The 11482-nt window shown below is 71.0% G+C and carries 7 protein-coding genes and 1 pseudogene; 1 reads left to right on the top strand and 7 read right to left on the bottom strand.

Features of this window, described 5'->3' with window-relative positions:
- From ACTIR_RS26175 to gltB, 7 genes and pseudogenes are all read right to left on the bottom strand, one after another.
- Positions 1–326 (bottom strand): annotated as a pseudogene (locus ACTIR_RS26175) (CbtA family protein); the annotation flags it as partial.
- A 55-nt stretch (positions 327–381) separates the two neighbouring features.
- On the bottom strand, positions 382–588 hold the full coding sequence (locus ACTIR_RS0102250; RefSeq protein ID WP_026453070.1) for a CbtB-domain containing protein: 207 nt from the start codon (positions 586–588) through the stop codon (positions 382–384).
- Positions 589–822: 234 nt separating this feature from the next.
- Positions 823–1182, bottom strand: a complete 360-nt coding sequence (locus ACTIR_RS21235) for a YceI family protein (protein WP_052583685.1) — start codon at positions 1180–1182, stop codon at positions 823–825.
- A gap of 365 nt (positions 1183–1547) precedes the next feature.
- Positions 1548–1883 carry a helix-turn-helix domain-containing protein gene (locus ACTIR_RS0102260; protein WP_026453071.1) on the bottom strand — a complete coding sequence of 112 codons (336 nt, stop codon included), beginning with the start codon at positions 1881–1883 and terminating at the stop codon, positions 1548–1550.
- A gap of 168 nt (positions 1884–2051) precedes the next feature.
- A complete protein-coding gene (locus ACTIR_RS0102265) occupies positions 2052–3116 on the bottom strand; it encodes an SGNH/GDSL hydrolase family protein (RefSeq protein WP_154663643.1) in 1065 nt (354 codons plus the stop codon).
- 488 nt (positions 3117–3604) lie between these two features.
- Positions 3605–5056, bottom strand: a complete 1452-nt coding sequence (locus ACTIR_RS0102275) for a glutamate synthase subunit beta (protein WP_026453074.1) — start codon at positions 5054–5056, stop codon at positions 3605–3607.
- Between the two features lie 133 nt (positions 5057–5189).
- The gene (gltB, locus tag ACTIR_RS0102280) at positions 5190–9722 is read right to left on the bottom strand and encodes a glutamate synthase large subunit (protein WP_026453075.1); all 4533 of its coding nucleotides are present in this window, start codon (positions 9720–9722) and stop codon (positions 5190–5192) included.
- A 405-nt stretch (positions 9723–10127) separates the two neighbouring features.
- On the opposite strand from gltB, the gene ACTIR_RS0102285 reads away from it, so the two are divergent.
- Positions 10128–11309: an acyl-CoA dehydrogenase family protein gene (locus ACTIR_RS0102285; RefSeq protein ID WP_026453076.1), complete on the top strand. Its 1182-nt coding sequence runs from the start codon at positions 10128–10130 to the stop codon at positions 11307–11309.
- The last annotated feature ends 173 nt before the right edge of the window (positions 11310–11482 follow it).

Raw genomic sequence — 11482 nt, forward strand, 5'->3', positions numbered from 1 at the left:
TCGGCCGGACCGGCCGGGGCGGCGGTGTCCCCGGTGACGCCAGGTGTGGCCGGGCGCCGGGCCCGTTCGGCGAGTGTGCCGAAGGTCAGGCCCAGCGCCGTCCACAGCACCAGCTGGACCCCCAGTGACCCCAGCCGGAACTCCCACAACAGCGACGCCGGCGACAGCGCTGTGAGTCCGAAGTAGAGGGACGTGCGGTCGCCGATCGTGCCCGGCTGCCCCACGGCGGGTGGGTTCGCCGGGTACGTCACGAACGGCACGGCCACCACCACGACGAACGCGCCCGCCGCGAGCAGCGTCGCCGAGACCCGGGGCCGCCGAGACCCGGGGCCGCAGCGTGCTGATCCGGCCCTGCACCAGGGCGAACACGATCGCGACGGCCTAGGGGAAGGCCAGCAGGTGCCGGCCGTCGTGCAGGAACTCGTGGACCAGACCGTCGGTGGCCAACAGCTCCACCGCACCGGCCTCGGTGCTCACGAAGTACAGCACCGCCAGCGCCAACAGACCGACGAACACCGCCCACGGCAGAATCTCGCGCACCGGAACGCGGATCGGGGTGGGGGTGGTGGCGACATGCGCCTGCGACATCGAAACCTCCTCCGGGCTTGCGCGGCCCTCCTGGAACGGTCCCGACGACGGGTGGGTCTGACTCCCGGGGCCTGACACCCCGGACACAGTGGCGCGACCGCGCCGGATTCCCACCGGCTTCCACACCGCCGTCGAACAGCCCGCCGAGACTATGGCGACGCGCCGAACCCTGTCAACGCCGCAAGGTTGCCACCGGCGACACGGCACCGGGGCGCGTCGGTCGGTGAAGCAGGGTCAGCGGGTGGCGACGAGGTCCAGGTCGAGGTGCAGTGTGCGACCCGTCATCCCCGGGGCCGTCCGGATACCGAACGCGAAGCGGTCGATCGTCGTGGTGGCCCGGGCGGTGAGGTTACGCTCATCGCCGGACACCGCCGAGACGTGCAGCGTGACCTGCTGGGTGGTCTCCTTGACGGTCAGCCGGCCATGAAGCGTCCCGCAGCCGTCGGAGAAGTCGAAGCTCTCGCCGACGAATACAATGCGCGGATACCGTTCGGCATCGAGATAATCCTTGGAGCGAACGTGCTCATCGCGCTTGGCGATGCCGCTCGCGAAGGAAGCGGCCGACACCGTGGCCTGGGCGGTGCACTGCTCCACCCGGATCCGCCACGGTGATCGTGCGGTCTTCCACAGTGAAGGTGCCGCGCACTCCGACGAGTCCGAGAATCGCCCTGGTCCGGAACGAGATCGCCGACCGGTCGGAATCGATGGTGAACACACCGCGGCCGAGATGCTGCCCGTCGAGTTCTCCGCTGCCCACAGCACTCATCGGTGACCCCCTTCTCTGAATAGGGCACGGAGCATAGCACCGCGGCACCCTCGCTTCGGGCGATTCGGGCAGCTGTCCAGGCGATCGAATGCGGGAGGGTGCGGTGGCCGTGCAGACCTTCGGTCACGTTGTTCGGCCCACCGCGTGATGATCGACTCGGAGTGGATCCAGCCGTGTGACCTCTGCCCTCGCGTCAGATCGTGGCCGGGATGGCGTGGTCATCCAAGTAGTCGTTCAACTCCAGGAAGTTCAGCAGGGCCCGGCGCATGTCCTCCTTGCCGGAGTCGCTGGTGGTCCGAGCGGTAAACTGCACCCGGTCAGCCACTGTTCCCGCGCCGGTGAGCTGGGCGACGGTATGGCCCGTCGCCCATGCGATCGCCACCAGCTCTGGCATCTTCGCGGGCCGGTCGCCGGAAACGATCCGCGACAGCGTGGAGTGCGACATGCCGGTTGCCTCCGCGAGCGCTCGCTGACCGAATCGCGCGGCGACGCGGGCACGATCGATCAACGCGGTGGTCTCCCTCGTCATCGCAGTCACCTCCCAGGTCTCCTGAATGAGCAGTATCCCTCCTGAGCCAGGAGACCTCTGTCTCGCCCAACCACCGGCGCTCTTGTGGCGAGGTCGTGAGGGGCACTTTCGCTGCGTCAGGCGCACTGAAGGAGGCCTTCACTGCGTCCAACGCAGGGAAGGGGGCCTTCACGGCACATCCGGGGCGCGCGGGCGCAGGCCGGCGCGGGCGGCGATCCAGGCGGTGAGGTGGGTGGCGAGGGTGCGGTGGCCTTGGGCGTTCGGGTGCAGGCCTTCGGTGAAGTCGTCCGGGCCCGTCCAGTCGGTGGTGGGGACGTAGGCCACGCGGGCATCGCCGTGTGCCGCGACGGAGCGGCGGATCGGTGCGCTCGCCCGGGTGCCCGCGCCGTCGACGCCGACCGGGTCCATCGCGAGGATCAGGGCATCCGGATAGTGGGCGCGCACCCGGTGTAGGTACTCGCGGTACGCGGACTCGACGGTGGGCTCGTCGGCACCGTCGAGGTCGTCGTTGGTGCCCTGGTTGAGCACCACGACCTGCGGGGTCCACGGCGCGGTGGGCACGCCCGCGTAGGTGTGGTCCACCGTCGCCGCCGCCGGGGGGACACCGCCGTTGCCGCCGGTCGTCAGCCCCTGGCCGCCGAAGCCCACCTGTTCCAGACCGGCGTCGAACGCGGCGGCCACCAGCCACGGGTAGGCGAGCGTGGCGTCGGCGCCGTCCGGGCCCGACTCGGTGCCGAGCACGTTCACGCCCTGTGTGATCGAGTCACCGAGGAACGTCAACCGCGTTTCGGGCACCGGGGCGGCGTCGTACACCCCGGACCCGGTGGGCAGGTCGAAACCGGTGAGGTGCAGGGCCGAGGTCAGCGGTGGGGTCCACCGTTCGCCGCGTTCGTCGACGTCCTTCACCGCGAGCATCAGCTCGTGCGCACCGGGCGGCAGTCCGTCCGGGGTCAGCCGGATCCGGTCGCGGTCCACGACGACGGGCGCGCTCCACACGCCGTCGACGACGGCGTAGACCTGCGGCGGGTACGCGACGCCCGCGGTGTCGAACCGGGCGGTGACGTCGTCGCCGGAGAACCGCAGGAACACGCGCGACCCGCTGGTGACCGTGGTGGCCGCGTGCGTGCGGACGTCCCACCGGCCCTCGTAGCGCAACGCCGGACTGTCCGGCCGCACCACGGTGTTCTCCCCGCCCCCGGGCGGGTGAGCCGGGGTCGCGTCGTGACCGGTCACCGTGGTGGCCTCGCCACCGGTGCGGTCGCCGGACCCCCGCACCGCACGTGGCCGTCGCCGTGGACGCACGTGACGTCCGCCGAACCGGTTCCCATGGGCAACCAGTACACCGGGGTGCTACTGCGGGGCAGTCCCGTGTCCCTCGTCCGGTGCACGGTGAAGCGGGCCAGCCGCACCGCCTCCGTCAGCAGGGCCTCCGCGTCCGCCACGGAGACCGGGCGGGGCGGCGGGTCGGGCTCCCGCTCCTGCAGGGAGACCAGCGTTGCTACGAGGGCGAACCCGGCCACGAGCGACCATGCAAGGGCGACCCGGGCACTCGGGCGTTGTTTCGTTACCACCGTCCCTCCCCCCACACGTGCAGGGCAGCTTACCTGCGGCGGACGTTGTGAGGGGCACCTTCACTGCACCTGACGCCGTGAGGGGCACTTTCACTGCACTCAGCGCAGCGAAAGTGCCCCTCACGGCACAACCCGGGGGAGGACCGGGTGTCAGGAGATGGGGCGGTCGGTGGGGTTGATGGGCCTCGGGAGGACGTCGCGGTCGGTGAGGTAGGCGTCGACGCCCGCGGCGGCCGAGCGGCCCTCGGCGATGGCCCACACGATCAGCGACTGGCCGCGGCCCATGTCCCCGGCGACGAAGACGTTGTCCTCGCTGGTGCGGTAGGCGGAGTCGCGGGCGACGTTGCCGCGCTCGTCCAGCTCCACGCCGAGCCCGTCCAGCAGGCCCTCCTTCTGCGGGCCGACGAAGCCCATCGCCAGCAGGGTGAGCTGCGCCGGGATCTCCCGCTCGGTGCCCTCCACGGGGACGAACTTCCCGCCCTCGTTGCGCACCTCCACCAGCTTCAGCGCCCGCAGGTGGCCTTCGTCGTCGGCGAGGAACTCCTGGGTGTTCACCGAGTACAGCCGCTCGCCGCCCTCCTCGTGCGCCGAGGACACCCGGTAGATCATCGGGTACATCGGCCACGGGTGCGCCTCGGAGCGGGACTCCGGCGGCTTCGGCATAATCTCCAGCTGGGTCACCGAGCGGGCGCCCTGCCGGTGCGCGGTGCCGACGCAGTCGGCGCCGGTGTCGCCGCCGCCGATGACGACGACGTCCTTGCCCGCCGCGCTGATCGGCGACTCGGCCAGCTCACCGGAGGCCACCCGGTTCGCCCAGGGCAGGTACTCCATCGCCTGGTACACGCCCGGGGTGTCGCGGCCGGTGGTGGGCAGGTCCCGCCACGCCGTCGCCCCACCCGCGAGCACCACGGCGTCGTAGCCGTCGCGCAGTTGGTCGACGGTGACGTCCACACCCACGTTCACGTTGGTGCGGAACTCGGTGCCCTCGGCCCGCATCTGGTCGAGCCTGCGGTCCAGCCGAAACTTCTCCATCTTGAACTCGGGGATGCCGTAGCGCAGCAGCCCGCCGATGGCGTCGGCCCGCTCCAGCACGACGACGTCGTGCCCGGCGCGGGTGAGCTGCTGCGCGGCGGCCAGCCCGGCCGGGCCGGAGCCGACCACGGCGACCTTCTTCCCGGTGCGCGTGGCGGGCGGCTGCGGCGTGACCCAGCCTTCCTCCCACGCCCGGTCGATGATCGAGATCTCGACCCGCTTGATGGTCACCGGGTCGTCGTTGATGCCCAGCACGCACGCCGTCTCGCACGGCGCGGGGCACAGGGTGCCGGTGAACTCGGGGAAATTGTTCGTGGCGTGCAGGCGCTCGATCGCCTCGCGCCAGTCGTCGCGCCAGGTGAGCGTGTTCCACTCGGGGATGAGGTTGCCCAGCGGGCAACCCTGGTGGCAGAACGGGATGCCGCAGTCCATGCAGCGGCCCGCCTGCTTGGTCAGCTTCGAGTCCTCGAACTCCTCGTAGACCTCACGCCAGTCCTTGATGCGCACGTCGACCGGGCGCGACTTCGGCGTCTGCCGCGGTGTGGTGAGAAAACCCTTGGGGTCAGCCATCAGCCGTCTCCTTGTTCGCGCGGGCCGGGACCCGCTCGGCCGTCACGGGGCCACGCCGACCTCACCCGTGCGCCGCCACGGCCGCCCGCGGGGTGTCCGCGGCCGACTGGCGCGCACGGGTGAGCGGTCGGCGTCACCCGTGCGCCGCCTCCATGATCGCTTCGTTGACGTCCCTGCCGTCACGCTCGGCCGCCGCCTGCGCCGTGAGTACCCGCTTGAAGTCCTTCGGCATGACCTTGCCGAACCGCGGCAGTGCGGCGTCCCAGTCGGTGAGCAGCGTGTGCGCCACGGCCGAACCGGTCTCGGCGTGGTGGCGTTCCACGGCGTCCCGCAGCACCGCCGAGTCCTCGTCGTCGAGCGGGTCGAGGTCGACCATCTCGCCGTTGACCCGGTTCGGGTCGAGGTCGAGCACGTAGGCCACCCCGCCCGACATGCCCGCCGCGAAGTTGCGGCCGGTGGGGCCGAGCACCACCACGCGCCCGCCGGTCATGTACTCGCAGCCGTGGTCACCCACGCCCTCGACGACCGCCAGCGCGCCCGAGTTGCGCACGCAGAACCGCTCACCGACCTGCCCGCGCAGGAAGATCTGCCCGCCCGTGGCGCCGTAGCCGATGACGTTGCCCGCGATGATGTGCTTCTCGGCCGCGAAGTGCGCGTCCTTCGGCGGATGCACCACGATCCGGCCGCCGGACAGGCCCTTGCCGACGTAGTCGTTGGCGTCGCCGGACAGTCGCAGGGTGATGCCCCGCGGGACGAAGGCGCCGAACGACTGCCCCGCCGTGCCGGTGAAGGTCACGTCGATCGTGTCGTCGGGCAGGCCCTCGCCGCCCCACTTCTTCGTCAGCTCCGCGCCGAGCATCGTGCCGACGGTGCGGTTGACGTTGCGCACCGGCAGTTCCAGCGTCACCCGGTCGCCCGAGGCCAGCGCGCCCTCGGCGAGCTGGATGAGCGTGTTGTCCAGCGCCTTGTCCAGGCTGTGGTCCTGCTCGACCACCCGGTGCCGCGGGGTGCCCGGCTCGAGCTCCGGCACGTGGAAGATCGGCGCGAGATCCAGCCCGCTCGCCTTCCAGTGGTCCACGGCCTTGCGGGTGTCCAGCAGCTCGGCGTGCCCGACGGCCTCGTCGATCGAGCGGAAGCCCAGCGCGGCCAGGTACTCGCGCACCTCCTGGGCGATGAACTCGAAGAAGTTCACCACGTAGTCGGCCTTGCCGCTGAACTTCTCGCGCAGCGCCGGGTTCTGCGTGGCCACGCCGACCGGGCAGGTGTCCAGGTGGCACACCCGCATCATGATGCAGCCGGAGACCACCAGCGGGGCGGTGGCGAAGCCGAACTCCTCGGCGCCCAGCAGCGCCGCGACGATCACGTCCCGGCCGGTCTTGAGCTGGCCGTCGGTCTGCACCGTGATCCGGTCGCGCAGCCGGTTGGCCAGCAGCGTCTGCTGCGTCTCGGCCAGGCCCAGCTCCCACGGACCGCCCGCGTGCTTGATCGACGACAGCGGGGAGGCGCCGGTGCCGCCGTCGTGCCCGGAGATGAGCACGACGTCGGCGTGCGCCTTGGACACGCCCGCCGCGACCGTGCCGACCCCGACCTCGGACACCAGCTTCACGTGGATGCGGGCGGCCGGGTTGGCGTTCTTCAGGTCGTGGATCAGCTGCGCCAGGTCCTCGATCGAGTAGATGTCGTGGTGCGGCGGCGGCGAGATCAGCCCCACGCCCGCGGTGGAGTGCCGGGTCTTGGCGATCCACGGGTACACCTTGCCGCCGGGCAGCTGGCCGCCCTCACCGGGCTTGGCGCCCTGCGCCATCTTGATCTGGATGTCGTCCGAGTTCACCAGGTACTCGCTGGTGACGCCGAACCGGCCGCTGGCGACCTGCTTGACCGCGCTGCGGCGCTCCGGGTCGTAGAGGCGCTCCGGGTCCTCGCCGCCCTCACCGGTGTTGGACTTGCCGCCCAGCCGGTTCATCGCGACGGCCAGCGTCTCGTGCATCTCCTGCGAGATCGAGCCGTAGGAGATGGCGCCGGTGGCGAACCGCTTGACGATCTCGGAGACCGGCTCGACCTCCTCGATCGGCACCGGCTCCCGCACGCCCTCCTTGAGGTCGAACAGCCCGCGCAGCGTCATCAGCCGCTCGGACTGGTCGTCGACCGACCGCGTGTACTCCTTGAAGATGTCGTACTGGCCGCTGCGGGTGGAGTGCTGCAGCTTGAACACCGTCTGCGGGTTGAACAGGTGCGGCTCGCCCTCGCGCCGCCACTGGTAGTCACCGCCGATGGCCAGCTCCCGGTGGTGGGCCTGCACCCCGTCGGCCGGGAACGCCGTGCGGTGCCGCTCGGCGACCTCGTGGGCCAGCAGGTCGAAGCCCACCCCGCCGAGGCGGGAGGTGGTCCCGGCGAAGCAGGCGTCGATGACCTCGGAGCCCAGCCCGATCGCCTCGAAGATCTGGGCGCCGGTGTAGGAGGCCACGGTGGACACGCCCATCTTGGACATCGTCTTCCGCACGCCCTTGCCCAGCGCCTTGATCAGGTTCTGGGTGGCCTGGCCCGGGGTGACGTCGCCGAGCTTGCCCTGGGCGGCCATCTCCTCGACGGTGGCCATCGCCATGTACGGGTTCACCGCCGCCGCGCCGTAGCCGATCAGCAGCGCGATGTGGTGCACCTCGCGGGCGTCGCCCGACTCGACCACCAGGCCGACCTGGGTGCGGCTCTTCTCCCGCACCAGGTGGTGGTGCACCGCGCCGGTCAGCAGCAACGACGGGATCGCGGCGTGGTCGGCGTCCACCCCGCGGTCGGACAGCACGATCAGCCGTGCGCCGCCCGCGATGGCCTCGCTGACCTCGGCGCGGATCTCGTCCAGCCGGGCCCGCAGCGCCTCGCCGCCCCCGGCGACGTGGTAGGTGCCGTGCACGGTGTGCGCCTGGAACTCCGGCAGGTCGCCGTCGTCGTTGACGTGCACGAGCTTGGCCAGCTCGTCGTTGTCCAGCACCGGGAACGGCAGCACGATCTTGCGGCAGTGCCCGGGACCGGCGTCGAGCAGGTTCGGCTCCGAGCCGAGCTGGGTGCCCAGCGCGGTCACCATCTCCTCGCGGATGGCGTCCAACGGCGGGTTGGTTACCTGCGCGAACAGTTGGGTGAAGTAGTCGAAGATCGAGCGGGACCGGCTGGTCAGCGGCGCGAGCGGGGAGTCGTTGCCCATCGAACCGATCGGCTCCGCACCGGAGCGGCCCATCGGTTCGAGCAGCACACCCAGCTCCTCCTCGGTGTAGCCGAACGCCTGCTGCCTGCGCACCAGCGACGCGTGCGACGGCGTCTCGCGCTCACGCCGGGGCAGTTCGCCCAGCCGCAGCATGCCCTCGTCGAGCCAGTCGCCGTACGGGTGCTCCGCGGCGAGCCCGCCCTTGATCTCCTCGTCGTCGACGATGCGGCCCTCGGCGGTGTCCACGAGGAACATCCGGCCCGGCTCCAGGCGACCCTTGCGCACCACGGACGACTGGTCGAGCTCCAGCACGCCGACCTCGCTGGCCAGCACCACCAGCCCGTCCTCGGTCACCCAGTACCGGGCGGGCCGCAGGCCGTTGCGGTCGAGCACGGCGCCGATCTGCGTGCCGTCGGTGAACGACACCAGCGCGGGACCGTCCCACGGCTCCATCAGCGTGGAGTGGAACTCGTAGAACGCCCGGCGCGCGGGGTCCATCTCGGAGTGGTTCTCCCACGCCTCCGGGATCATCATCAGCACCGCGTGCGGCAGCGACCGCCCGCCCAGGTGCAGCAGCTCCAGCACCTCGTCGAAGGACGCCGAGTCGCTGGCGTCCGGGCTGACGATCGGGTAGAGGCGGCGCAGTTCCCCCGGGATGAGGTCGGTGGACATCTGCGACTCGCGGGCGTTCATCCAGTTGCGGTTGCCCTTGAGCGTGTTGATCTCACCGTTGTGCGCGACGTAGCGGTAGGGGTGCGCCAGCGGCCACGACGGGAACGTGTTCGTGGAGAACCGGGAGTGCACCAGGCCGATCGCGCTGACCACGCGCTCGTCGGTGAGGTCGGGGAAGAACTTCTCCACCTGCGGCTCGGTGAGCATCCCCTTGTAGACGATCGTGCGCGCGGACAGGCTCGGGAAGTACACCTGCTGCTCGGCGAGCGCGTGCTCGGTGCGCTTGCGCACGCAGAACGCGGCCCGCTCCAGCGCCAGTCCGGTGACGTCGTCCCGGTGCGGGGTGAGGAAGACCTGCGTGAAGTGCGGCATCGTGCTCGCCGCGGTGGGGCCGACGTGCTCGCCGTCCACGGGCAGGTCGCGCCAGCCGAGGACACGCATGTCCTCCTCGGCCGCGATCCGCTCGATCGTGGACATCGCCTTGCCGCGCGCCTGCTCGTCGGTGGGCAGGAAGGCGGTGCCGACGGCGTAGGCGCCGGGCTCGGGCAGGTCGAAGTCCACGACCTCGCGGTAGAACGCGTCCGGGACCTGGATCAGGATGCCTGCGCCGTCCCCGGTCTCGGGTTCGGAGCCACGGGCGCCGCGGTGTTCCAGGTTGCGCAGGGCGACGAGGGCCTTCGCGACGATACTGTGGTCCTTGCGGCCCGCGAGGTCGGCGACGAAGGCGACGCCACAGGCGTCGTGCTCGTACTCGCTGTCGTACAAGCCGCCGACGGGCTCGTGCGGTGCGTGGCGGGTCACGGCTGGCCGCCTCCTATGGCTCGGCACAACCGGGCCGGCGCCGGACCGACGCCTTCGTGCGGTCGACTAACGCTGTGGCCCGTTGGTGCGATGGTCAGTACGGGAAAGGTCGATGCCGTTGCGACGGTGCGACGGATCTCGCATCGGAGTGACCACACTGCGTTGTGCGGCGCTGAGCACTGCGCTGCCACGGAGGGCCGACAGGTGGGCCGACCGTTCCGGCGCGCGAATGACTCCCGGGTTCGCCGGTCTTATGACGATAGTGTGAAATCGCGCTTCTCGGGATAGGTGCGATGTTGCAAGTGGGAAACACCACGCCGGGATTGACGGGTGCCCCGCGAGCCTGCTTCGTCCCAATTATAACGAGATGACCTCGGACGACACGATCGCGGTAGGGTCTGGCGCATGGCTGACACCCGGTTGGACCCGAAAGACTTCCTCGGCGTCGACGACGGCCTCTCGGCCGAGGAGCGCGACATCCGCGACGCGGTACGGGAATTCGCGCGTGCGGAACTGGAACCGAGGATCGCGGACTGGTACGAGACGGGCAACCTCCCCGCCCGCGACCTGGCGAAGGACTTCGGCCGGTTGGGTGTACTGGGGATGCACCTGACCGGGTACGGCTGTGCGGGCACCTCCGCCGTCGCCTACGGCGTCGCCTGCCGCGAGCTGGAGGCGGTGGACTCGGGGCTGCGCAGCTTCGTGTCCGTGCAGGGGTCGCTGGCGATGTTCGCGATCCACCGGTGGGGCAGCGAGGAGCAGAAGCAGCGCTGGCTGCCCGCGATGGCTGCCGGGGAGGCACTGGGGTGCTTCGGGCTCACCGAACCGGACGCGGGCAGCGACCCGGCGTCCATGCGCACCCGTGCCCGCCGGGACGGCTCCGACTGGATCCTCGACGGCACCAAGATGTGGATCACCAACGGCACGGTCGCCGACGTGGCCGTGGTGTGGGCGCGCACGGACGAGGGCGTGCGCGGGTTCGTCGTGCCCACCGACACCCCGGGATTCACCGCCACCGAGGTCACCCGCAAGTTGTCCCTGCGGGCGTCGCTGACGGCCGAGCTGGTGCTCGACGGCGTCCGTCTGCCCGCCGACGCGGTGCTGCCCGAGGTCACCGGCCTGCGGGGTCCGCTGTCCTGCCTGAACGAGGCCCGCTACGGCATCCTGTTCGGCGCGGTGGGCGCGGCGCGCACCTGCTACGAGGCCGCGCTGGAGTACACGACCACGCGCGAGCAGTTCGGCGAACCCCTGGCGGCCTATCAGCTCACCCAACGCAAACTCGCCGATCTGGTGGTGGAGGTCAACCGCGACGGGCTGACGGCGCTGCACCTGGGGCGGCTCAAGGACGCGGGCACGCTGCACCACAACCAGGTCAGCTTCGGCAAGCTGGCCAACGTCCGCTCCGCGCTGGACGTGGCCCGCACCGCGCGTTCGATGCTGGGTGCCAACGGCATTTCCCTGGAGTACCCGGTGATGCGGCACATGACCAACCTGGAGACGGTGCTGACCTATGAGGGCACCGAGGAGATGCACGCCCTGTCGATCGGCAACGCGGTCACCGGCATCCCGGCGTTCCGGGTGTCCTGACGCCGCCGGTCGCCGACCGCCGCGGTCCGGGGCCGGGCGGGTGTCTCAGCCGGACAGCGCCGTCAGCAGCGCCCCGGCGGCCAGCCCGGCCCCGGTGACGCAGGCGGCGACCGTGCCGGTGACCCGCCACGTCAGGGCCCTGCCGACCATCAGCATCGACGGCAGGCTCACGG

This window comes from Saccharomonospora iraqiensis subsp. iraqiensis, assembly GCF_000430445.1.
Lineage (GTDB): Bacteria > Actinomycetota > Actinomycetes > Mycobacteriales > Pseudonocardiaceae > Saccharomonospora > Saccharomonospora iraqiensis.